The organism is Bacillus sp. FSL K6-2839 (assembly GCF_038003365.1).
In the GTDB taxonomy this organism is placed as follows: Bacteria; Bacillota; Bacilli; order Bacillales; family Bacillaceae; genus Bacillus.
The window spans coordinates 514146-538022 of sequence record NZ_JBBOOZ010000001.1; the positions used below are offsets into that span (position 1 = coordinate 514146).

General features: G+C 40.3%; 26 protein-coding genes, 1 tRNA gene and 1 pseudogene. 22 read left to right on the top strand and 6 right to left on the bottom strand.

What is annotated here, in order from left to right:
• Positions 1-104 precede the first annotated feature (104 nt).
• The gene (lepB, locus tag MHH26_RS02335; RefSeq protein ID WP_340972135.1) at positions 105-671 is read left to right on the top strand and encodes a signal peptidase I; all 567 of its coding nucleotides are present in this window, start codon (positions 105-107) and stop codon (positions 669-671) included.
• A 43-nt stretch (positions 672-714) separates the two neighbouring features.
• Here lepB and MHH26_RS02340 read toward each other — a convergent pair whose 3' ends face one another.
• A complete protein-coding gene (locus tag MHH26_RS02340; RefSeq protein WP_334748309.1) occupies positions 715-2010 on the bottom strand; it encodes a homocysteine synthase in 1296 nt (431 codons plus the stop codon).
• Positions 2011-2868: 858 nt separating this feature from the next.
• On the opposite strand from MHH26_RS02340, the gene MHH26_RS02345 reads away from it, so the two are divergent.
• The 8 genes from MHH26_RS02345 to MHH26_RS02380 all read left to right on the top strand — a co-directional run bounded on the left by MHH26_RS02345 (position 2869) and on the right by MHH26_RS02380 (position 7492).
• Complete coding sequence (locus tag MHH26_RS02345) at positions 2869-3081, top strand: hypothetical protein (protein ID WP_340972145.1); 213 nt, start codon at positions 2869-2871, stop codon at positions 3079-3081.
• A 115-nt stretch (positions 3082-3196) separates the two neighbouring features.
• Positions 3197-3943, top strand: coding sequence for an ABC transporter ATP-binding protein (locus MHH26_RS02350; protein ID WP_034663820.1), 747 nt, complete (start codon positions 3197-3199; stop codon positions 3941-3943).
• Positions 3921-5387 (top strand): hypothetical protein, encoded by a 1467-nt coding sequence (locus MHH26_RS02355; protein ID WP_307499349.1) that lies wholly within the window; start codon positions 3921-3923, stop codon positions 5385-5387. The genes MHH26_RS02350 and MHH26_RS02355 overlap by 23 nt, the downstream gene beginning before the upstream one ends.
• The gene (locus MHH26_RS02360) at positions 5371-6276 is read left to right on the top strand and encodes a PqqD family protein (protein ID WP_060595835.1); all 906 of its coding nucleotides are present in this window, start codon (positions 5371-5373) and stop codon (positions 6274-6276) included. Before MHH26_RS02355 ends, MHH26_RS02360 begins: the two co-directional genes overlap by 17 nt.
• On the top strand, positions 6273-6554 hold the full coding sequence (locus tag MHH26_RS02365; protein ID WP_060595836.1) for a hypothetical protein: 282 nt from the start codon (positions 6273-6275) through the stop codon (positions 6552-6554). The genes MHH26_RS02360 and MHH26_RS02365 overlap by 4 nt, the downstream gene beginning before the upstream one ends.
• 75 nt (positions 6555-6629) lie before the next feature.
• Positions 6630-6920 (top strand): hypothetical protein, encoded by a 291-nt coding sequence (locus tag MHH26_RS02370; RefSeq protein ID WP_340972150.1) that lies wholly within the window; start codon positions 6630-6632, stop codon positions 6918-6920.
• A gap of 59 nt (positions 6921-6979) precedes the next feature.
• Positions 6980-7291: a hypothetical protein gene (locus tag MHH26_RS02375; protein WP_340972153.1), complete on the top strand. Its 312-nt coding sequence runs from the start codon at positions 6980-6982 to the stop codon at positions 7289-7291.
• Between the two features lie 127 nt (positions 7292-7418).
• Positions 7419-7492, top strand: a tRNA-Gly gene (locus tag MHH26_RS02380).
• Between the two features lie 97 nt (positions 7493-7589).
• Here MHH26_RS02380 and MHH26_RS02385 read toward each other — a convergent pair.
• Positions 7590-8186, bottom strand: a complete 597-nt coding sequence (locus MHH26_RS02385) for a hypothetical protein (protein ID WP_340972155.1) — start codon at positions 8184-8186, stop codon at positions 7590-7592.
• A gap of 83 nt (positions 8187-8269) precedes the next feature.
• On the opposite strand from MHH26_RS02385, the gene queG reads away from it, so the two are divergent.
• From queG to MHH26_RS02435, 10 genes and pseudogenes are all read left to right on the top strand, one after another.
• A complete protein-coding gene (gene queG / locus MHH26_RS02390) occupies positions 8270-9418 on the top strand; it encodes a tRNA epoxyqueuosine(34) reductase QueG (RefSeq protein WP_340973782.1) in 1149 nt (382 codons plus the stop codon).
• A gap of 61 nt (positions 9419-9479) precedes the next feature.
• Entirely contained in the window at positions 9480-10382 is a 903-nt protein-coding gene (locus MHH26_RS02395) for an amidase domain-containing protein (RefSeq protein ID WP_060595838.1), read from the top strand.
• 43 nt (positions 10383-10425) lie between these two features.
• Positions 10426-10899 (top strand): tRNA (uridine(34)/cytosine(34)/5-carboxymethylaminomethyluridine(34)-2'-O)-methyltransferase TrmL, encoded by a 474-nt coding sequence (gene trmL / locus MHH26_RS02400; RefSeq protein ID WP_034282301.1) that lies wholly within the window; start codon positions 10426-10428, stop codon positions 10897-10899.
• A gap of 165 nt (positions 10900-11064) precedes the next feature.
• Positions 11065-11742: pseudogene (locus MHH26_RS02405) on the top strand (YrpD family protein).
• Positions 11743-12119: 377 nt separating this feature from the next.
• Positions 12120-14015: a PrkA family serine protein kinase gene (locus tag MHH26_RS02410; protein WP_066031120.1), complete on the top strand. Its 1896-nt coding sequence runs from the start codon at positions 12120-12122 to the stop codon at positions 14013-14015.
• Between the two features lie 139 nt (positions 14016-14154).
• Positions 14155-15318, top strand: a complete 1164-nt coding sequence (yhbH, locus tag MHH26_RS02415) for a sporulation protein YhbH (RefSeq protein ID WP_106041386.1) — start codon at positions 14155-14157, stop codon at positions 15316-15318.
• Between the two features lie 363 nt (positions 15319-15681).
• Positions 15682-16314, top strand: coding sequence for an HlyD family efflux transporter periplasmic adaptor subunit (locus tag MHH26_RS02420; protein ID WP_034663794.1), 633 nt, complete (start codon positions 15682-15684; stop codon positions 16312-16314).
• A 39-nt stretch (positions 16315-16353) separates the two neighbouring features.
• Positions 16354-17973 carry a DHA2 family efflux MFS transporter permease subunit gene (locus tag MHH26_RS02425; protein ID WP_034663790.1) on the top strand — a complete coding sequence of 540 codons (1620 nt, stop codon included), beginning with the start codon at positions 16354-16356 and terminating at the stop codon, positions 17971-17973.
• Positions 17974-17990: 17 nt separating this feature from the next.
• Positions 17991-18515: a flavodoxin family protein gene (locus MHH26_RS02430; protein ID WP_034663787.1), complete on the top strand. Its 525-nt coding sequence runs from the start codon at positions 17991-17993 to the stop codon at positions 18513-18515.
• A gap of 13 nt (positions 18516-18528) precedes the next feature.
• On the top strand, positions 18529-18888 hold the full coding sequence (locus MHH26_RS02435) for a hypothetical protein (RefSeq protein ID WP_060595840.1): 360 nt from the start codon (positions 18529-18531) through the stop codon (positions 18886-18888).
• A 114-nt stretch (positions 18889-19002) separates the two neighbouring features.
• On the opposite strand, the gene cspB is transcribed toward MHH26_RS02435, so the two are convergent.
• Both cspB and MHH26_RS02445 read right to left on the bottom strand, forming a co-directional pair.
• Positions 19003-19203, bottom strand: coding sequence for a cold shock-like protein CspB (gene cspB, locus MHH26_RS02440; protein ID WP_003212277.1), 201 nt, complete (start codon positions 19201-19203; stop codon positions 19003-19005).
• Between the two features lie 211 nt (positions 19204-19414).
• Positions 19415-20506, bottom strand: coding sequence for a diguanylate cyclase (locus tag MHH26_RS02445; RefSeq protein ID WP_340972160.1), 1092 nt, complete (start codon positions 20504-20506; stop codon positions 19415-19417).
• A gap of 245 nt (positions 20507-20751) precedes the next feature.
• On the opposite strand from MHH26_RS02445, the gene MHH26_RS02450 reads away from it, so the two are divergent.
• Positions 20752-20985, top strand: a complete 234-nt coding sequence (locus tag MHH26_RS02450) for a hypothetical protein (protein WP_307499357.1) — start codon at positions 20752-20754, stop codon at positions 20983-20985.
• A gap of 34 nt (positions 20986-21019) precedes the next feature.
• On the opposite strand, the gene MHH26_RS02455 is transcribed toward MHH26_RS02450, so the two are convergent.
• Positions 21020-21418, bottom strand: coding sequence for a hypothetical protein (locus tag MHH26_RS02455; protein WP_034663775.1), 399 nt, complete (start codon positions 21416-21418; stop codon positions 21020-21022).
• Between the two features lie 152 nt (positions 21419-21570).
• Here MHH26_RS02455 and MHH26_RS02460 point away from each other — a divergent pair, with 152 nt between their 5' ends.
• Positions 21571-22077, top strand: a complete 507-nt coding sequence (locus tag MHH26_RS02460; protein WP_034663773.1) for a YhcN/YlaJ family sporulation lipoprotein — start codon at positions 21571-21573, stop codon at positions 22075-22077.
• A gap of 156 nt (positions 22078-22233) precedes the next feature.
• The gene (locus MHH26_RS02465) at positions 22234-23109 is read left to right on the top strand and encodes a hypothetical protein (protein WP_307500654.1); all 876 of its coding nucleotides are present in this window, start codon (positions 22234-22236) and stop codon (positions 23107-23109) included.
• Between the two features lie 25 nt (positions 23110-23134).
• Here the strand turns inward: MHH26_RS02465 and MHH26_RS02470 are convergent, their stop codons facing one another.
• The gene (locus tag MHH26_RS02470) at positions 23135-23779 is read right to left on the bottom strand and encodes a spore coat protein (RefSeq protein WP_012009386.1); all 645 of its coding nucleotides are present in this window, start codon (positions 23777-23779) and stop codon (positions 23135-23137) included.
• Positions 23780-23877: the final 98 nt, after the last annotated feature.

The window sequence follows — 23877 nt, forward strand, 5'->3', positions numbered from 1 at the left end:
TTGATTTGTTGGCAAAATATGTTTATATTTAGGGTGATACAAGCGTGATGCTGGCGTGCAGCTGGCGGAACTCATTTCGTCCTAGGGGATTTCAGGAGGAGCTTATGACAACAAATACAAAAACACAAAAAAAGAAATCAGAATTATGGGGCTGGATCAAAGCCATCTTAATCGCATTCATTGCTGTTTTTATCATTCGTAACTTTTTATTCGCACCGTATATTGTAAAAGGAACCTCTATGGATCCAACACTGTATAATACAGAGCGGGTTTTTGTGAATAAAACGGTTGATTACTTCGGCGATTACAAACGGGGACAGATCATTGTTCTTGATGGGGAAGATCGCAGCACTCATTATGTAAAACGATTAATTGGTTTACCCGGTGATAAAATTGAAATGAAAAATGACCAGCTATATGTCAATGGACAAAAAGTGGCGGAGCCTTACTTAGCGTCAAACAAAAAGAAAGCAGCCGCAGATGGGACCTTGCTGACACCTGATTTTGGTCCTCTTACTGTTCCAAAAGGAAAGTATTTTGTCATGGGTGACAATCGTCAAAACTCAATGGACAGCCGCAATGGCTTAGGTCTTTTTACAAAGAGTGATATTCAAGGAACCACTTCATTTGTGTTTTACCCTTTCCAAGACATTCGACTACTCAATGATTAATGACTCATAAAAAAAAGCACACAGAGGTGTGCTTTTTCTATTTTCATTCAGCCTGGCTTTTTGTGATCGCCTGTTCAAGATCTGCAAGGATGTCATCAATCGCTTCTGTTCCAACAGATAAACGAATGAGTTCTGGTGTGACGCCTGTCGCTTTTTGTTCTGCTTCACTTAATTGTTGATGTGTTGTGCTGGCAGGATGAATAATCAGTGATTTGGAATCGCCCACATTTGCAAGGTGGGAGAAAAGCTTAACGGAATCAATGAGCTTTTTACCAGCTACTCGTCCACCTTTAATACCGAATGTGAGAATGGCGCCTTGTCCTTTTGGCAAATACGTTTGAGCAAGCTCATAAGATTCATGGCTTTCAAGACCTGGGTAGCTTACCCAATCTACAAGAGGGTGATCTTGTAAAAATTGCGCTGTTTTTAATGCATTTTCACTATGACGCTCGAGACGCAGATGCAAAGTTTCTAGGCCTTGCAGAAGTAAGAATGAGTTGAATGGTGATAGGGCTGCTCCTAAATCCCGTAAGAGCTGTACACGTGCTTTTGTGATATAAGCCGCTTCTCCAATCGCTTCGATATACGTCAGACCGTGGTAACTTGGATCTGGTTCAGTCAGCCCTTTGAACTTATCACTGTCAGCCCAAGGAAACTGGCCGCTATCGACAATGACACCGCCGATTGATGTACCATGACCGCCAATGAATTTCGTAGCGGAATGGACGACAATGTCTGCACCAAACTCGATCGGTCTTAATAAATAGGGGCTTGCGAGCGTATTGTCCACAATAAGCGGAATATGGTGCTTGTGTGCAATGGCTGAGACGGCTTCAATATGTAGAATGTCGCCTTTAGGATTCCCAATGCTTTCTGCATACACTGCCTTCGTTTTGTCTGTAATCGCTGCTTCGAGTTCTTCCAAGTTGGATGAATCAACAAATTTCACTGTAATGCCGAGCTTTTTGAGTGTATGGGCAAATAAATTGTACGTGCCTCCATAAAGGCTGCTGGAGGATACAATTTCGTCACCAGCTCCTGCAATGTTTAAAATAGAATAAGTTGTCGCTGCTTGTCCAGAAGAGACAGCAAGTGCACCAATGCCGCCCTCAAGCTCAGCGATCCGTTTTTCAAAGACGTCATTTGTAGGGTTCATAATGCGAGAATAAATATTTCCGGGTTCCTGCAGTCCAAATAAATTCGCCGCATGCTCACTATCTCTAAAACCGAAAGAGCTTGTTTGGTAAATAGGCACGGCTCTTGAATAGGTTGCTGAATCAAGCTCCTGACCTGCGTGAATGGCTTTTGTTTCTAAACGGAATGGACGTTCTTCTGACATGTGTGTATCCTCCTTTTGTTAGATAAAACCAACTACTTTGATAAGAAATATTTAATAAGACTATAAATCTTGTTTCATGCCTGGTCAATCATTTTTTAGATAAATCTGAAAAAATAATCAATAAAGTTGATGAACTTTTTTATTTCAATTGGAAGGGTGTATATGTTGGTGAAAAGAGAGATTGTTTCATTAGAGAGTGCGGATCAGTTTTTTTAGAAAGCAGCAAATCATTCAAGTGTTGTTTGAAAAGATCATGCTCGCCATCGTTTTAGATGAATTCTATAAGCGATTAATCTAATTTGAAGCACAAAGAATGCCAGCTGGTGGAATCATGGGGAAAGCCTATGCTGTAGGTTGCTTTTTCATAGAAAGGAGCGTGTCATATGTTGGATGTTACTCAAGAAGGCAAGGGCTTTTTTCCCAATGATCTCTCTTGTATATACATATTTTAAGTGACAAGAGAAGAAGGAAAATATGCTCACTTTTTTGTCGGAATTATCAGTAAATATTTCATAAATGGAGTTATAACGACATATAATCAGGACTTTTATATCTGATATATCGGGGGAATTCTTTCTATCTCACAAAAAAGAAAGAATATATAAAGGAGATGATAAAAATGGCCTATTTCAAAAAAAGAAGAAAAAAGATGGTTTAATTGCCATTATCTGGGTTTTGTGGTTCTTATGGAGTGAAAAAACCTAGTTAATAAGAGAGGGTTTATACACTTAAAAGTGAATAATTGAATAAAAAGTCACATTTTACCCAAAAGTATGTTCGGTCAAAAATGGGATCTTCTGTTGTTGTTTGGAGAGTGACGCCTATGATACGATCATCATAAGCTGGGAGGTGAAAAGTATGACTTATGCAGCGCCGCAAGTTGACTATTCCACTATGGAACCTGCTATTATAGACCAAGCTTGGTTCTTAGTATTTGTTGCTGTCCTTCTTGGACTGGGAGCAACAGTTGTTCTAGGAGCAGCAGTTTGGTGTTTAGCAAACGGCAAGGGTAGCTTTACAGGAGCCGTTCAGTGGGAAAGTGGCTTAAAAGTCCAAATTGAATGTAAGTAGCTATACTTAGGATTCATCTTTTTACTTCTATGAAATGACACCAGGGCTAAACCGTCTGTGGCGGGCGGTTTAGCCTGATCTGTTTTTAAAGAATATGCAGACACTTGGAGGTTATATGTTTACGATCGAGAATTTAACTAAGACGTATAAAAATAACGTGACTGCTGTCAATGATTTTCATCTACAGATCGATCCTCATCAAATCGTTGCTGTTGCTGGACCGAATGGTTCCGGTAAAACAACGATGATTAACTGTATACTCGGCATCATTAAGCATACAGAAGGAACGATTCTCTTGCAGGACGTCACAAATGACGAACCATCCTTTAAAAAACAAGTAGCCTATGTTCCAGATGATCTGCTACTCCCTGAAGCATTGACTGGTGCTGAATATTTAGATTTTGTTTCTTCTATGTATGAATGTAAAACAATTCATAGAAGAAATCAACTAATTGAACTGTTTGATATGGACTCGGCTTTATCAAGACCGATCGAAACCTATTCACATGGTATGAAAAAAAAGACACAGCTGATTGCCGCCTTTATGCTTGATAGTCAATTGGTGATCATGGATGAGCCCTTTAGAGGACTTGATATTGAAGCGGTTATAAACACAAAGAAACTGATGAAGCGCTATGCCGAGCACCATGGTGCGATCTTGCTTTCAACGCATGATATGCTTTCAGCGGAAGAGCTGTGCCACAAAATCGCCATTATTTCTAAGGGAAATAAAATGGATGAAGGAACGGTCTCAGCCTTAAAGGAGAAGTATCAATCAAGCACATTGGAACAGGTGTTTCTGAAAGCTTCAATGTTAAGTGATAGGGGTGCACATTTTGATGAAATCATTAATCATTTCTAGAATGATGCTTAAAATGTGGCAGCAGGAGATGTATAAGCTCTTTGATACTCAGACGAAGCGGATCATTGTGATCTTATTCTTTTTGTTTGCCGTCACAATGGGCGCCATCATCGGATACAGTTTTACAGGTGTCTTTATGAAGGCTTTCTTAAATGGAGATGAACGTTCACTTGGATTACTCGTTGTGTCAATGGCGATCAATGCATCCATATTTACAAGCTTGTTATTCATTTTGATCAAGGTCAGAACGCCTGAGCAAGACCGTTTTTCTATGCAGCTCAGCTGGTTCCCGCTTTCTACCTTTCAGAAAAGCCTTGGATACTTTATTCCGATGGTGACAGTGGTGGCAGGACTTGTGGTATTTTTTATCGGTATCCTGCTTTTACCTAACTTTATTGCCCAGGGAATAGGTATTTTCTTTATCTTTACGTTCTTTTTAATGGTGATTTTGCAATCGCTTTTTGTCTTAATGCTTCTGCAACTCATTTATAATATTACCTATTTGGTCGTTCTGAAATTAAAATTACCGTTACAAAAATTTGCAGCGATCTTTGTTTTATTAGCACTGGTTGTGGCGTATGGAATGACGCATTTTGATATCAGTCAAATTCAGCAATCATATATACAGTTTGATTATCATTTGATGTATTTTACAGCACCGTTTTTCTTAGCGGCTCAAGGAATGTCTCCTGAAGGGGTGAATTATGCAATCTTGATCCTGTTCATCCTTTTATCGGCGGGCGGCGCATTTCTTTCTCTTGCGATGATGCCAATTATGGCAGAGAAAAAAGCGTTAACCTTTTTAAACAAACTGCCGTTCTCTTCTTCAAAAAAATGGTCACTTATTGTAAAGGAAATGAAATCACAGGTGCGAAATGAAGAAAACATTTTAAACTTTCTCATTCTCCTCATTGTGATCTTATTCGTCCGTTATCAGTTTGGATTCCGCTTTGAAGAAGAAGCGTTTTTTGTTCTCTGCGCTCTTGCTGGATTAACAGCCTTCAATTCATTTGGCAATGATAAACGAATGCTGGGGATGTACAAAACATTTGGCCTAAGATCGTGGGAAGTGGCTCTGTATAAGTTTATCGGGCTTTTGCTTGTTGGTATACTGCAAATTGCGTTATTCATGCTGACAACGCTGACGCTTCCTGATCAGATTTGGAACGTATTGATTGGGGCTGCTGTTTTATGCAATGCCACTGCGCTTTTTTATGTGGTAGGTATTTTACTTCCGCTTGACCGAAACAATCCCTACACAGGTATTTTTTCATTTGGAGCACTTATTTTACTCATGATTCCGATTGTTTTTATTGGAAACTATGTCATAGGGGAGTCGAGTCAAACACTTCAGTGGCTGCTTGTAGCTGCATTTGAAGGTCTGCTCATCTTTGCCATATACAAAGGTTTTTCATGGAGGTATTCACATGATTCAACTTCTTAACAATAAGCTAAAGATTGAGCGGGTACCGGCACTCGCGCCGTATGTGACCTTACAAAAGAGGCATCTCACTGATACGCAGTATGGAAGCACACTCCCGATTAATGAAAGTGCCTATCATATGTTAACGAAAGTAGATGGCAAAAGGACAGAAGCAAGTATTACCGCAGAGCTCGCCGATTTGTTTCAGGTCGATGAATCTGTGATTTCTCGTGACTTTTATCAACTGATAATGGGGTTAAATCAGCATCACTTGCTGTCTATTCATTATCAATCACCATATCGGATTGTGACAGCCTGTTGTCAATTTTTCAAACAGTATCAAGTGAAAATGAAGGAACGATTTGATTGCACTGGTCACTCGTTCCTGCACATTTTGGGGACGGCTTTGCTCATGGTGACGCGTAAAATCATCTTTTTCTGGATGCTTTTTATGGTCATGGCAGGGATCGCTTTTTTATTCATTCCTGACCAGTCGATTGCAGCCATTGCGATTTATTTTACTATTATTTATTTTGGATTAATTACCGGGACCGCCTTACATGAGGCAGCACACGGCTATGCGCATCGGAAATTTGCGGGACGGGATGGTCCTCAAGGCTTTTTTGCGAGTGATATGATGTCTGTGAAATTTGTGAGACCTGTATTAGATCCGTTTCAGAAAAAGCAAGTATGGATTACTCTGCTTGGGCCGCTTGTCCCGGGTGTGATCGGGGCAGCAGGGATCATTGTGACCGTATTATTTCTGAAAGAAAATCCAATTTCGACAGGTTTCTTTATTTTTTCAATCACGTATTTTATTCAATTACTCTATCTTCTTCCATTTATGGGGGATGGTAAATCCATTATGAAGCAGCTATTGCTTGGGGGAATGGGAGGACAACGATCATGAACGTACAGGCGATGAAACAAGGCGCTATTGTTGGTGGCTTTCTAGGATTTTTAGGCTTTCCGATGCTGACAATTGGTGTATTGTTCTATCATTTATTTCAATCAAAAACGAATGATGCCTTATTATTTAACAGTCTCGCTTTTGAGATGGAAGGTTCATCCGCATTTACTTTTCAGATCAAGCCAAACTTTTTTATTTATATGATTGTGATTTTTGCCGCGAGTTTTCTCATTGTGGCTTTCTTATCAGCAATGAAGCAGAAAAAAGCAAAAGATTAGGAGAATCCTCCTAATCTTTTTTTGTATAATCAACCAAATTTTAGTATAATAGAAAAAACATCAAAGGGGATCTCAATGTTAAAAAAATGGAGTGTTCTTATATTCACTGTTTTTCTATTAGCAGGATGCGGCGAGAAGGCCGAAGAAACCACGACAACCGAGAAGACGGTATCTACAATAAACACGGAATCTGCTACTAAGAAGCAAGTAACCATCGAACAAATGAAACTGACAAAAAAAGAAAAAAACTTACTAGAAGCATCAACCCCTAATGAAATGGTGGCTTTGACACTAAAAGGATTAACGAAGAAGGATAAGAGTATTACATTACGTTTATCGGGAGTCATTACAAAAATGGTCGATTAGCTAATCAGGAAGCATCATCTGCCACCTTTACTTTACATCAGAATGGAACCGACCAAACGATGAATGTGCTCTTGCAATTAAAGCATGAGAAAGATACATATGAATCACAATTTAGTATTTGGTCAGACAAAAAGAATGAGGGAATGACGAAAGCGACATCAAGCTTCCCGTTCAAAGTAAGTGACTATGTTTTTTCTGCACAATCTGAAACTGTCAAAGTCTCTTCTGGAGGAAAGGCATTGATTGCATATACAGCAGCAATGGGGAAAGACGGGAATTCACCTATGCTTGAAGAGATTGAGAAGAATCCAAAGCAAGCACTGAAGAATAAGTCACATGCATACTTATTTTATATTCAGCTAGATAAATAACTATCGTAATATATACGGAGAATATGAAGTTTTTTGACGAAAAATCTTCATATTCTCTTGACGAATTGTTAAGAAAGTTGTAACATAATAAAAGTCAACGCGATGACGTTGCTTTTGAAAAATTGATGCGGGTGTAGTTTAGTGGTAAAACCTCAGCCTTCCAAGCTGATGTCGTGAGTTCGATTCTCATCACCCGCTCCAATACATAATTTTGTTTATAACGCAGTATTTCGTTTCATAGATAAACGAAGTGTTGCGTTTTTTATTATGTCAGTATAATGTGAAAAGCACTGTCAAGCTACAGTGCTTTTTCAATAAGTTCATATTTACTTTCTCCACCATGTATTTGTACAAACATCTTCGTCAAGGATTGGATTAGAGCTTCACTCTTTTCCCGGGAAATAGATGGCGGAAAGAGGATGATTTGCAGAATGTTTTTTGTGTCTTGAGAAATTTGTGCTTTACTTGCATGAGAAAATAATCCCTTAAGTCCCGCGTCGTCCTGCCATTCAATGTGGCCAGTCTCATGTTTTGCTAGTGAAAGCGGCTCTTCTATGCGATCAGCATGGAATGTCAGGATGGGCAAGAAATATTTTAAAGAGAAAAATATCGACAAATCCTGTACGGAATTGGTCGAGTCAATAAATTGTTCCTTTTGGATATCAGCAAGAATTGGCAGGAAAGGAACGTCTTTTAAAAGATCCGTCCATTCTTTGATTGCTGGTACTTCTTCTAAGACTTTATCTTCGTATTCAAAGAATAAAGATTCTTGAAACAGGCGTAGTCGGCCTTTTAACATTTGAGGGGATGTACCAACTTCAATATGCGAATATTCAATCTGTCCAACATGGATAGACGGGTTTTCAGGATGAGAAATTTCCATATGTATCTTCACAGTGACTCACTCCAATCGGTCATGATACACTCGTATTATACTGAAAACAACAGAAGAAACAAAGAAAGGAGGTTTGCAAGGTGATTCATGTTGGAGAATTAAAAGAAGAATTGATTCAATATGCGAAAGAAATTGGTGTCGATAAAATCCGATTTGCAAGTGCTGATACATTTGATTCATTAAAGGACCGCCTCATCTTACATGAATCTTTAGGGTATTTGTCAGGTTTTGAAGAGCCTGATATCGAAAAACGAACAAACCCTTCTTTGCTGCTTCCGAAGGCCAAATCAATTGTTGCGATAGCGCTCGCGTATCCTTCCAAAATGAAAGATGCTCCTCGAAGTACAAGAGATGCAAGAAGAGGGATCTTTTGCCGGGCTTCTTGGGGGACGGACTATCATGTTGTGCTGAAAAAAAAGCTCGATATGCTCGAAGAATTCTTGCGAAGCAAACATGTCGATATACGAACAAAATCAATGGTGGACACAGGGGAACTGTCTGATCGTGCAGTAGCGGAACGCGCTGGCATAGGTTTTAGTGCAAAGAACTGTATGATTATCACGCCAGAGTTTGGATCTTATGTGTATTTGGCCGAAATGATCACAAATGTCCCATTTGAACCGGATAAAAAAATTGAAGACCAGTGCGGAACGTGCAATAAATGTGTAGATTCGTGCCCAACTGGTGCACTTGTGAATCCAGGACAGCTGAATTCTCAACGATGTATTTCATTTTTAACGCAGACAAAAGGATTTTTACCTGACGAATTTCGTTCGAAAATAGGAAATCGATTGTATGGGTGTGATACGTGCCAAATCGTCTGCCCGATCAATAAAGGAAAAGACTTTCATTTGCATCCTGAAATGGAGCCGGACCCTGAAATTGCGAAGCCGCTCTTAAAGCCGCTTCTTACGATCAGTAATCGTGAGTTTAAGGAAAAATACGGTCATGTTTCAGGTTCATGGCGGGGGAAAAAGCCGATTCAGCGAAATGCGATTTTGGCACTTGCTCACTTTAAAGATACATCTGCCTTACCAGTGTTGATTGATTTGATGCACAAGGATCCACGGCCTGTTATTCGAGGCACGGCTGCTTGGGCAATAGGGAAAATTGGCGACGAGCAGCTGCTCCCAGAGTTGGAAAAAGCCCTTGAGCGGGAAAGTGATGAGGAAGCGAAACAAGAAATTGTCAAAGGGATTGAGTTTTTACAGACACCTTTAAATACTAAATAACATCCCTATGAACATAGAATGAACCAAACAGAGATTTTAAAAAAAGTTTGGTGGTGTCTGTGTGAAACAATTATTAGAGCAAACATTAGAAGACAGGCTTGGTTATTTATTAAATGGGAGTGCAATCAAACAGCCGCAGCTCATGTCTGATGTGGAAGCAGTCGAACGGAAAAAAGAGCTTTTTGCTAGAAGACAGGTGGAGATTGTCAAGGCGAAAGCCAAAGCAAAACTTCTTGATTCATCGATTCAGGATGACGGGGCTCAGCATGTGCAGTATCTCGCTCATCTCACTTATGTATGCAAGGATGCAGACGACTCTTTTTATTTAGAGGAGCAGGTAGAAAAAAGAGAAGCGTTCCTTTACAACGACATGCTTGTCAAAGATCGGATGATGCTAGAAAAACGGCAAATGGAAGAGCAGGTGGATGAGCGCTTTCAGACCGAAGAACAGTTTGGGAGAGCCTTTCACTATGACCGGCGGGCAGCCGTGCAATATGCGGAGACGTACTGGAATAAACGAAATCCCGCCTATAAAAATTTTGAAGATAACTGCACAAATTTTATTTCACAATGCTTGAAAGCAGGGAATGCACCAACGAGAGGGTATCCGAACCGCGGATCTGGCTGGTGGGTACGGCCGCATACGTGGAGCTATAGCTGGACGGTGGCACATTCGATGAAAAATTATTTAGCGAATTCGAAAGCGGGTTTAAGAGCAAAGAAACTCAAAGAAGCGCAGGAGCTTCAAATTGGTGATGTCATTTGCTACGATTTTGAGGGAGATGGCAGGTATAATCATACAACCATTGTCGTCGATCATGATAAAGGTGGAATGCCTCTTGTGAATGCACAGACATATGACAGCCGTATGCGTTATTGGTCGTATGAGGATTCGACCGCCTATACACCTGCTATTCGTTATACGTTTTTTCACATTTTGGACGATGCCGCGAAGGATAGTTAATGGTATAATGTTGAGCGGAAAAGAAAATTAGAGGTGAACTTTTTTGGGACTTCATGTCGTTTTATATCAACCAGAGATTCCAGCTAATACTGGAAATATTGCGCGTACATGTGCAGCAACAAATACAACTCTTCATCTGATTCGTCCGCTTGGTTTTTCGACAGATGACAAAATGCTGAAGCGTGCAGGACTCGATTATTGGAAATATGCCAATGTGGTCTATCATGACTCGCTTGATGAATTGTTTGAGGCTCATCCGAAGGGACAATTCTTCTATATCACAAAATTTGGCCAAAAGCCGCATACGACATTTGATTACTCACAGTTAGATGAAGACTACTTCTTCGTTTTTGGCAGAGAGACAAGTGGATTGCCGAAAGATTTGATCGAACAGAATATGGACCGCTGCCTTCGTTTACCGATGACAGAGCATGTTCGTTCTCTGAATCTATCGAATACGGCAGCAATTCTTGTGTATGAGGCACTTCGCCAGCAGCAATACCGAGATCTGATTTAAGGTCATAATGAAAGCCGGGATACCTATCTTGGCTTTTTTTTATATGAGATAAGAAATATAAAGAAGGAAAATACGACTTTTTTATACTTTTTTTGACATGTAAAAAATAGGTGGTATGATAGATTGTAATCGCGTTTTCAAAAAATAATGAATCCATTAAATGAGATGAAAAAGCTACTGATCACTAGTGCCATTAGCTCAGCTATTTTAATGGGGACGATTCCAGTCAGTATCCCAGGTCTCTCTCAGACGCAGGAAATAGAAGCAGCGCAATTATCGAAAGGTATCGGCGGGCGTACTTATATCAATAGCAATGGATCAATATTGGTCACAAAGATTCAACTCCCTCCCGCAATGAGTGTGTCAAATGGGACAGCTTATATTTATTCTGGATTCACAGGTTCAAAAGAAGCAGACATCGGTCTTCAATACAGTCCAACCTAAACAAAAAATCAAGAGACATATATCGAAGGAAAAAATGATTTTACGTATACAAAAGGATTTAAGCCTGGAAGTACTGTGCAAATGACCATTTATAAAAACTTGAATGGACATACAAGAGCGACGTTCTGGGGGACAAATAATGTTGGTTATACCGGGCGTATCATCACAGAAATTCAAAACTCAAACATTGGCTCTGTGACTAAGTGGAAATTACTGTCGACAGTAGCAGTGACTGACGATATCTACCGGAAAGATATTCGGGCAAACTTCTCTACTCGTTTTACTGACATCACATTAGACAGTCGTGCCGTCACACCTGTGATTGATACGCAAGACTTTACGTCCATTCAGGTATCAGGGAATACAGTGAATATGCAGGTGCTAAAAACAACGAATTAAATGAAAAAAGGATGTTCCGCTCATGGAACATCCTTTTTTTCATTTACCAGGCTTGCCTTCGTAGCCAGCTGTGAAAATGGATACTAAAAACGTAATGATGACGCCCATCATAATGACCGTTCTCATATAAGCTTCCCCCTTATCCCTTTGTTTCTATCGCTGCCTGTTTCATATGGTGTGAAGTTCGCCTTGAAAAGCAAGAGAAGAAGATCATTTTTCTCCTGTTTTTCCTTTATTATGAAGGGTCTTGCGGATGGTTGTCAATTCAGTTTGCCAATTCGTCATTTTGAAGAACGAAAGCATGTAATAGGACGCCTCCGCATAGATTGTAAAACAGTATCTGATTACTTGCTTCAATCTTGAAAGAGGAGGTTCATATGGATATTTTAAAGAAAATCGAACAGCACAGAGAAGAAGAGCAGCGTCTCAAATGGGAAGGCACATTCAGCGATTATTTAGACATTATAAAGGAAAATCCACTTGTCGCTCAATCTGCTCATTCTCGCGTTTATCATATGATTAAAGACAGCGGGATTGAAGAGGAGAATGGGGTCAGAACGTACAAATTTTTTGATCAGGAACTTTTTGGGTTAGAGGAATCATTGGAAAGATTAGTAGAGGAATATTTTCACCCTGCTGCCAAGCGGCTCGATGTGAGGAAGCGTATTTTGTTATTGATGGGACCAGTAAGCGGCGGGAAATCTACGCTTGTTACTAGGCTGAAAAGAGGACTAGAAGAATATTCACTGACAGATCATGGCGCAGTCTATGCGATCAAAGGCTGCCCGATGCATGAAGACCCGCTTCATCTTATTCCGCAAAATCTGCGGGAGGATTTCTATAGAGAATATGGCATTCGTGTGCAGGGGAATTTGTCCCCTCTGAATATGATGAGGCTAGAAGAGGAATATGGCGGACGAATTGAGGATGTAAGGGTTGAACGGATCTTTTTCTCAGAGGATAAACGAACTGGCATTGGTACCTTTAGTCCATCTGATCCGAAATCTCAGGACATTGCTGATTTAACAGGAAGCATTGATTTTTCAACCATTGCTGAATTTGGATCAGAGTCAGATCCCCGTGCCTACCGCTTTGATGGAGAACTCAATAAAGCAAACCGAGGGATGATGGAGTTTCAGGAGATGTTAAAGTGTGATGAGAAATTTCTATGGCACCTTCTGTCATTAACGCAGGAAGGAAATTTTAAAGCAGGCCGTTTTGCCTTGATTAGTGCAGATGAATTGATCGTCGCTCATACGAATGAAACCGAGTACCGGTCGTTTATTTCAAATAAAAAGAACGAGGCCTTGCATTCAAGAATTATTGTGATGCCGATTCCTTATAACTTGAAGGTGACAGAGGAGGAACGCATTTATCATAAAATGATTTCAGAAAGTGATGTTGCAGATGTCCATATTGCCCCGCATACGCTGAAGGTGGCAGCGATGTTCTCCATTTTGACAAGACTCAAAGAGCCGAAGCGTTCTGATATTGATTTGGTGAAAAAAATGCGTCTTTATGACGGAGAGAGTGTCGAAGGCTTCCAATCTGCTGATATTGATGAGATGAAAAAGGAATTTCATGATGAAGGGATGAGCGGAATTGACCCGCGGTATGTGATTAATCGAATTTCCTCCACTATTATTCGAAAGAATATGGAATCGATCAATGCACTGGATGTCCTTCGATCCTTAAAAGAAGGACTCGATCAGCATCCGTCTATCTCCAGCGAGGACCGGGAGCGTTATTTGAATTTTATTTCTGTTGCGCGAAAAGAGTACGACGATATTGCGAAGAAGGAAGTTCAAAAGGCATTTGTGTATTCCTATGAGGAGTCTGCGAAAACACTGATGGATAATTACTTAGATAATGTCGAGGCGTACTGTAATAAAAACAAGCTGCGTGATCCGTTAACTGGTGAAGAAATGAATCCTGATGAAAAGCTTATGCGTTCAATTGAGGAGCAGATCGGTATTTCTGAAAACGCCAAAAAGGCATTCAGAGAAGAAATTCTGATTCGTATTTCGGCTTATGCGAGAAAGGGCAAACGCTTTGATTATAATTCTCATGAGAGATTGCGAGAGGCGATTCAGAAGAAGCTGTTTGCTGATCTAAAAGATGTGGTGAAAATTACGACGTCAACGAAGACACCGGATGAACAGCAGCTGAAGAAGGTCAATGAAGTAGTGGCTAGATTAATTGATGAACATGGCTATAATTCAACAAGTGCAAATGAACTTTTAAAATATGTAGGCAGTCTTCTGAATCGTTAATAAATGAAGGAGGCATTATTGGCGCACCTGCACCGGTAATGTCTTTTTTAGAAATGATCGTCAACTTGGGTGACGAGCAGCATAAGATAAAGGAATCGGTGGTTAGAAGAATTGTGCAAACAGGTGAGGAGGGGGATGGATGTCCCGGCAAGAAAAAAGTCAGTTTATTGTATCTCAGGAAGACTGGTCCCTCCATCGAAAAGGCTATGACGACCAGCAGCGTCATCAGAAAAAAGTCAAAGAAGCGATTAAAAATAATTTGCCGGATCTTGTCACAGAAGAAAGCATCATCATGTCTAATGGAAAAGATGTTGTCAAAATTCCAATTCGTTCGTTAGATGAATATAAAATTCGGTACAACTACGATAAAAATAAGCATGTGGGTCAAGGGGATGGAGACAGCGAGGTTGGAGATATTGTCGCGCGCGATGGATCAGACAGTAAGCAAGGGCAAGGAAAGGGGCAGGGCGCTGGAGATCAGGCTGGTGAGGATTATTACGAAGCAGAGGTCTCATTAATCGATCTTGAGGAAGCGCTGTTTCGGGAGCTAGAGCTGCCAAACCTTAAACAAAAGGAGCTTGACGACATCATTGTCGAGCAAATTGAGTTTAACGATATTCGCAAAACCGGGTTAACAGGAAATATCCATAAAAAACGAACGATGCTGTCGGCATTTAAACGAAATGCGATGACAGGCAGTCCTTCCTTTTATCCAATCTACCCAGAGGATATCAAATATAAGACGTGGAATGAAGTGACCAAACCAGAGTCGAAAGCCGTCGTTTTGGCGATGATGGATACGAGCGGAAGTATGGGGCTTTGGGAAAAATATATGGCGAGAAGTTTTTTCTTTTGGATGACACGTTTCTTACGGACAAAGTATGAGACGGTCGATATTGAATTTATTGCCCACCATACGGAGGCGAAGGTTGTAGATGAAGAGCATTTCTTCTCGCGGGGCGAGAGCGGAGGGACCATTTGCTCTTCTGTCTATCGAAAGGCACTAGAGCTCATAGACGAACGATACCCGCCGTCGCAATATAATATTTATCCTTTTCATTTTTCTGATGGAGACAATTTGACCTCAGACAATGCACGGTGCGTGAAGCTTGTTTCTGAAATTATGAAAAAAGCCAACTTATTCTGTTATGGTGAAGTGAATCAATACAACCGGCATTCTACATTAATGTCAGCATATAAGCATATACAGGATGAGAAATTTAAGCATTATATTTTGAAGCAAAAATCAGATGTTTTTCTCGCACTAAAAAAATTTTTTCAGCAGGAAGAAGTTCTTTCGTAAATAGCACATTCGAAAAAACCTTTCAGCATAAGGGCTGAAGGGTTTTTTGTATGGAGAAGGAAGGGATCACCAGAAAAAAAGTAAAACTTTCTCTTTGACATTTCAATTTTCATTTATTAATATTTAATCTTGTTAAATATAAGTTTTTCAAAAAAGATGCCGATCGTCTTTTCTTCTTTTTCTACTCTTTGCTCATGAGTGAACAATAAGTATAAATGGGCTGCACACCATTTTTCAGGCGGGGTAGATGAAGGAGAAATAACAGCTTTATGAGCTTGTTTCATATTCTGTCAGATGATGGGCATTCTAAGTTTGCTAAAGCAGATGACACTATATTTTTATACATGAAAGGAGAAACAAAACATGAACAGAGGGCGTTTATTGCTAACGAACATTATTGGCCTTATTGTGATTCTTGCCATTATTGCCGGAGGTGCTTATTACTACTACGAAAGCACAAATTTTGTCAAAACTGACGAGGCGAAAGTGACAGGTGACATGTATCAAATCACAGCACCAGCAGCTGGACAAATCAAAGGCTGGGATATCAATGAAGGTGACGAAGTGCAAAAAGACAGCACAGTTGCAAAAGTTGAAGGAGAAACAAAAACAAACATTAAATCAGTGGCTGATGGCACATTAGTCAAAAAAGAAGTACAAAACAATCAACAAGTGCAGCCTGGTACGGTTCTTGGTGAAACCATTGATTTAAGCAAGCTTTACATCACAGCGAATATCAAAGAAACAGATATTAAAAGCATTGAAAAAGGCGACAAAGTCGACATCGTGGTAGATGGTGATCCTGATACAACATTTGAAGGAACAGTTGAACAAATTGGTTATGCGACAAACTCAACATTCAATATGCTGCCAGCAACAAATTCAAGTGGTAACTATACAAAAGTCACACAAAAAGTAGCAGTGAAAATTTCAATTAAAAATCCATCAGACAAAGTACTTCCTGGTATGAATGCTTCTGTCAAAATTTCATCTTAATGATGTTTGATATCAAAAAATGAAAGGAGGTTGTCTGAGATGGCAAATCAACCTGCAGCAACAAAACAGGGAGCAGGCTCCTTGTCTTTACTGATCATTTTAATGGCCGGCTTGTTCGTAGCGATTTTGAACCAAACGCTTCTGAACGTAGCCATGCCCCATTTAATGACTGAATTTAATGTGAGTGCAACGACGATTCAGTGGCTTACAACAGGTTATATGCTTGTCAACGGTGTGCTGATTCCGTTATCTGCGTTTTTAATCACACGCTTTGGACAGCGCAGCTTATTTCTAGTCGCCATGATCTCGTTTACACTAGGGACCTTTATTTGCGGGATTGCGCCGAACTTTTCAACGATGCTCATCGGTCGTTTGATTCAGGCAATCGGCGGCGGTATCCTGCAGCCGCTCGTGATGACAACAATCCTTTTTATTTTCCCTCCGGAAAACAGAGGGAAAGGAATGGGGATTTTCGGTCTTGCGATGATGTTTGCTCCTGCGGTAGGACCAACATTATCTGGTTATATTATTGAACATTATTCTTGGCGTATTATGTTTTATGGACTAGTACCAATCGGAGCGATTGTCATTATCGCGGCTTTCTTTATGTTTAGAAATATTGTAGAGCCTAAAAAAATCAAGCTGGACAGCCTTGGTGCGATTCTTTCCATCGTTGGTTTTGCTTCGCTTCTATACGGAGTGAGTGAAGCGGGAAGTGATGGCTGGACAGATCCGATCGTCTTATCGACGATTATTGTTGGTGCGATTGCGATCATTCTCTTTATTTTCCAACAGCTGAAAGCTGATAATCCGATGCTTGATTTCCGCGTGTTTAAATACAGCATCTTCTCATTATCAAGTGTCATTAATATTATTATTACAGTTGCCTTATACACTGGGATGTTCTTACTTCCGATTTATCTGCAGAACCTCGTTGGGTTTACGGCATTGCAATCCGGGCTATTAATGCTTCCAGGGGCACTTGCGATGCTGATTATGTCCCCGATTTCAGGGATTTTGTTTGATAAATTTGGACCTCGTCCGCTTGCGATTGTGGGGATGCTCATTACCGTTGTCACCACATTCGAGTTTACAAGGCTGACCATTGATACATCATATAGTCACATTGTGCTCATGTATGCAGTTCGTGCATTCGGTATGTCACTCTTGATGATGCCGGTGATGACAGCTGGGATGAACCAATTACCACAGCACTTAAACAGCCATGGTACAGCGATGTCTAATACATTAAGACAAATAAGCGGTTCGATCGGTACGAGTTTGATCACAACGATTTATACGAATCGGACAACATTCCATTATTCCAATATGGCGGATCAAACAAATACAGCGGACCCGTTCTTTATGAATTCATTCCAGGCGGCTGTGTCGAATGTGATGCATCATATGGGCATGACAGCTGAAGCTGCTCAAAAGTATGTATCTACCCAGCTCTTTACGAAAGCACAGGTCGATTCAAACGTAATGGGCATCAATGATGCTTACATGTGGGTAACGTTATTCTGTGCCGCTGGTGTCATTCTCAGCTTGTTCCTGCGTGATGTACGTAAGGATAAAAAGCGAAAAGATCAGCAGCATAAAAAACAAGAAATGACACTGCTTCCAGCACCTAAGGAAGCAAACCAAGATGCAAGATAAGTGTGGAGGGACCGTACATGAAAATTTATGTCGTATACGATAGTGAAGGTGACCATACAAAAGCACTGGCAGAAGCAATTGCAGCAGGCGCAGGTGAAACAGAGCAGGCTGAAGTATTCGTCGATCACGTGAAAGATGCGGATATTCGCAAGCTGGATCAAATGGATGCGATCATTTGGGGCTGCCCTGGTCACTTTGGTACCATTAGTTCTGGGTTAAAGACATGGATTGACCGTCTTGGCTACCTATGGGCAGAGGGAAAACTGATCGATAAAGTCGGTGCCGTTTTCTGTACAACTGCTACAACGCACGGCGGTTTAGAAATGACGATGCATAATTTGATTACACCAATGTTCCATCAAGGGATGCTTGTCGTTGGCCTTCCTGGAAATGTGCCAGAGAATGCTTTATACGGCTCTTACTATGGAGCAGGTGTGACTTGTCCGATTGATTCTGATGAAGTGATTTCTACAGAAGGCATTGAACTCGGCAAAGCATTAGGAAGACGTGTAGCATCAGTCACTGCGTCATTTAAGCGATAAGGAGAGGGTTCTTTTGGCGACGATTATTGTAGCGTTAGTAGCTGCTGTTCTAGTCATTATCGGATTAGTAGCGTTCAATGTCAGACACGCTTCGGTCGAGAAGAAAGAGATCAAAGAAGATGTGCCCAATCAGCCTGACGTGCCGCACAGCGAGTCAGAAGTTGCGGCGAGACCTGTAGAGCCTGAAGAAGAAGAGGAAGCGTCAAAGCCTTCTCAAACGGATGAACGAGTGTCTGGCGATGATTTTTATAGACAGGCGCTTCAAAAGTTTAAGCAGCCAGAACCACCTGTCAAAGAAGAAGAACCAGAGACAAAAATGAATGATGATATGTATCGTTCTGCTTTACAGAAGCTAAAGCAGAAGGACAAATAAAAAAGAGAACCTCTCGTCAGGTTCTCTTTTTTATTATGGCACAAAAAAACCGCCGGCAGAAGCCGGACGGTTTTCCTTCACTCTATAAAGTGCTAAAGAGCAGATGCTCTTAAATTACGCTTTGTTAACGTTAGCAGCTTGTGGTCCACGGTTACCTTCAACGATTTCGAAAGAAACTGCTTGACCTTCTTCTAAAGTTTTGAAGCCTTCGCCTTGGATAGCAGAGAAGTGAACGAATACATCGTCTTGACCTTCTACTTCGATGAATCCGAAACCTTTTTCAGAGTTGAACCATTTTACTTTACCTTCTAACATGAAATTTCCTCCTAAAGCGATCTTAACGCTTAAATTCACTATTCTTGCTCTTACACAAACTTCAAAGACGAAAACTCTTTCAAAACTTTCTTCTTAAAGATGATACGAACAAAAATAATTACCTTTACTTTACCAGTGTTTGCGGGAAAAAACAACTGTTATACGAAAACTTTTTTAAAAATAATTAGCGCTAACAAATTGAGGAAAAAGCCTATATTAATTGGCCTCTTTTTCTCTCTGAGAAGCTCACTTGATTTCGGCCAGACTGCTTCGCTTTATAGAGCTCCTGATCAGCCATAATCGGTAATTGTTTGATGTCTGCACTTGTTCCGGGGTAATAAGCACACCCAAGTGATACTGTGATATGAATGGACATGCCATTTTGTAAATAAATTGGCTGATCTGCTATTTTTCTCCGTAAGCGTTCTGCAATCTGCCATGTTTTTTCAACTGTACAATTTGGTAGAAGGACAGCAAATTCCTCACCGCCGATCCGGCCAATATAATCAGAGCTTCTTGTGTTTTTCATCAACCTTTTTCCGATTTCTTTTAAAACCATATCTCCCTCATGATGTCCATATTGGTCATTGATGGATTTGAAGTAATCGATGTCTAAGTAAATAAGGGACATTTGATGGATAGGCTGCTTAAATTTCAAAGAAAAAGCATCACTTAAGACCTCATCGAACTTCCGTTTATTTAAAACACCTGTTAAAAAGTCATAATGAGCTTGGAATTTATACAAATTTAACAGCTGATATGCTTTTGTTTGATGCTCAATGACGTAAAAGTTAAACAGTCCTGCAACATATGAGAACATCCAATAGGCAGAATGGACTTCAATAGAGGTCTCATGTGCAATCGTAATAAACAAAAAAGTTGCAATCACATTGCTGATCGTAATGGACAAAAGCATTTTCGCAACTTGATTCATATGGCGCTCAGCAATTAAAAAAGAGGCTGTTGCAATGATCATCATGGAAAAAATATTGATGAAAGAACCGACGTTGGCATCAATTAATAATCGACCAATAATCACAACACAGGCTGCAATGATGGTTTGGACGATGCCTCCATAAAAGGCCGTTAAAATAAGGGGGATATGTCTTAAATCGATGATGGCTGGACCTGCTTTGATAGAGAAGAACATTAAAAGGACACCGAGTAATCCAGAAAGAATGCCTTTGCATAGCTGTCTGAGCAGGGTATCTTCTTTCTTCAGAAAATTCTCTTTAAACACAAGCATAAATAAATAATGGAAAGTGACAAGAATTGTTAAATTAATAAAGAGGTCTCTTAGCAAAATAAAATCACCTTTTTAAAATTACTAAAATTTGTTGCAAAAGAAAAGGGGAAAAAGGATAATTAATAAAAATTTCACTTATGAGGGGATCGAAACACATGAGAGGAAAACGCTTCCCAGATGAAACGGACTGGCTTTCTTTTTTTGAAACGGAGCCTGATGAAAGGTTCGAGAGAGGTATGCCTATTGAATATTAAAACCTGACATTTCGATTTGAGAATCAAGACGAGCGCTTCGTTGTCACGATGTACCTTGGTAATCAAGAATTTACGTTAAAGGCTGTTCGAAAAAAAGACGCATTCGTTTTAGGCATGTATGATTTTAAAACCGTGCAGCATGTAGAGATAAAAAAGGACCGGCCAAACGAGAAAGAGCTCTTAATCATAGTAGAAGCTTATGACGATTTTATCACAACAGTTGAAATCACCTTTTTACCTTTCTTCTCTGTGATGGTGAAAGAACATTTTTCAGGAGAATAAACAGGAGCCTCTATTTATGAAGGCTCCTGTTTTCTTATTTGTGCTCGATGTCATTGATTACTTGCTGGATTGATTCATCATCCATCACATTCATGACACTTTCATCAATATGGAGAGACTGTGCATAAGACTCTCTTGGCTGATGATTTCTTGATGTCGATTGGTGCTGATTCGTATGATTTGGCTGTACAGCAGTGAATGCCTGCTTCATCATTTGTCCGATTTCCGCAGTTCCCTTTGATTCATTCTGTGCGTGTGACTCGTGACGAGATGAGTCATGGTGCTGATGGCTTTTTCCTTTCATCATTGAAGACATATTCATTTGCGTCATGCTTTTCAGCCTTCTTCGTAAAACCGGAGAAAATAATGCAATGATGGCTGTTGATACTGCAATCATTGCGCCAGTGCTCATGCCTTTTCTTTTCTTAAACAAACGAATCCCTCCATTTGATCATGATGATACTTCTTCATCATGTTTAGGATGACCAAAGCAGGCTGAATTATGAATTCATTTTATGAAATAGAAATGTGTGCATAAAAAGCCGGCTGGATGAAAAACCTATGAGCAAAAGGAGGGAATAATTGATGAATAAGAAATGGATGCTATCTTTACTACTCGTTCCAACATTGATCACCACTGGATGTGGCATGAACAACCAGGGCGATGAGCGAAGAGGAACAATGAAACGACAGTATGAAAATGTCACATATAAGAATGACAATATGAGACAGGACGAACCAAATGTTCAAACACCTCAGAAGGTCAAAGTGGCAGATAAAGCGTCAGAGCTTGTAGCCAACATGTCTGAAGTGAAAACAGCGAACGTGCTTGTCACAGGAAAAAATGCATTTGTTGCCGTTATGCTTGAAGGCGATAAAAGCGGTAATGTGACGGACGATCTGAAAAAGAAAATTTCAGACAAAGTCAAATCAACGGATCAACAAATCGACAACGTGTATGTATCTGCGAATCCAGACTTTATCGATCGTATGGAAGGATACGGAAAACGTATTAGAAGCGGAGAGCCAATTTCAGGATTTTTCGATGAATTTACTGAAACGGTTCGGCGTGTCTTCCCTGAATCAAAATAGCTACGACAAAAGCCGTATGTCATATGCGGCTTTTTTGTTTGGAACCGCACCTTGCACACCTGACTGCATAAAGTAAAAAATATATCACCTCTTGTTGATCTTTGTTTCTTCATAGAAAGAGAAAGAGGCTGCAGGATGAATTCAGGTGGGGAGCAAATGAAAGCCAAGCCGTCATTGATTCATAAAAAGCTTGTAGGCGGAATGATTGCAGCAGGTCTCATTTTTTATGCTTTCACCGCGTACTTGATTTATGTTGCGTTTCAGCTGACAGGACAATATTTAGAGCAGCAGTCTTCTCCTAAAACCATATTAACGGAGGGACTCAATAAGCAAGTTTATGAACATATTAGAATATACTATGCAGAGGAAGAGGACGCTTTTGTTGACCTGACAATCGAGGCCATGGATCAGGCAAAGAAGAGGACAGCGTCAGTGTTTCAGTTTGAAACTGACAAACCTTTAGACATTATTTATTTTGATGATAAAGAGACGATCGAGCAATTTGCCGGAATCAAGCATATTACGGGTTTTTACTCCGATCATGATCAAATGATTGGGTTATATCCAGATAAACGGGAAGCATTATTGAAGAAAGAGACACTGCCTTTATACTTTTTCAACACGTTATTTATTCATGAATATGCTCACTTTGTTTTCTATGAAAAAGTTCATTCTTATGAAGTGTCTCCAGTGATCTTTCCGCTTTGGTTCCATGAAGGAACAGCAGAATGGACGGCCTATGACGTGTTAAATGCCACGTCTGAACGGTTCGACGTCATTCCCTTTCAATCTCTTCATTCCGATCAAGATTGGCAGGACTCCCGGATGACGTATGAGACAGATGTTTATTTGCAAAGCTATTATATGATCTATGAGCTGGTTCAGCTTTACGGACGAGATATCATACATGAGATCATGCAGGAAACGGCGAAAACAGGTCAATTTGCTAAAGGCTTTGAACAGGCGACAGGGGAGCGGCTCGCAGATTTTGAAGATCAGTTTAACAAGATGTATCAAAGAAAAAACGGCTGACCAGAGAAAAGGGTCAGCCGTTTTTTTAATGAAGGGGTTTTTGCTGATTGGCTTTACTTGGCGGCATTTGAACCTGCCCTTGAAGCGGTGCGAAAGCTGATGTCATGGCCGTCATGTCTTGTCTGGAAAGCTGGGGAACTTGATAGTAGCCATGCTTGTTTTGATACAAGAAAATTTCATACGCCATTTCAATAAAGTTCGGGATTTGCGCAGCAAGCACACGTCTGACAACTGGATTTGTTACTTCTAATGCAGACATGGAAAGTAATCCAGCATGTGATTTGACCAGGCTGAGCATATGCCCTGTGATGCCCAAGTCTTTTACATCTTGTAATGACTGATTCGGCTTCTTCGGCTGAGAAGGCTTGATCCCGTACGTCACTTGTGTGTGCTCTTTCATCATATAAGTAGCGGTTTCTTCACTAGGCTTTTGTCCAGTAGAAAAACAATCTACAGTGACATTGTACTGTGATAAAACGAATTGGTATTGTCGATCCAAGATGTCGGATAATGCAGGATCCTGAATAAACTGCCGCAGGATCATATACTGATCCAAAATATTAATCGTGCCGGCTAAAATTTCATGTAAATCGAATAACTCATGTCCGCCATGATTGAGCTCGGGCTGGGGAGCGCTTCCTTGAAACATTGGTTGCTGATCGTTTTGCATTGAGATTCCTCCTTCTGTTTATACAATCTGTTTTAATGTGAGGATGTTTTCCTTCTTTCATGCAAAAACATTATTTACAATTAGAGGGTTTTCTTCCT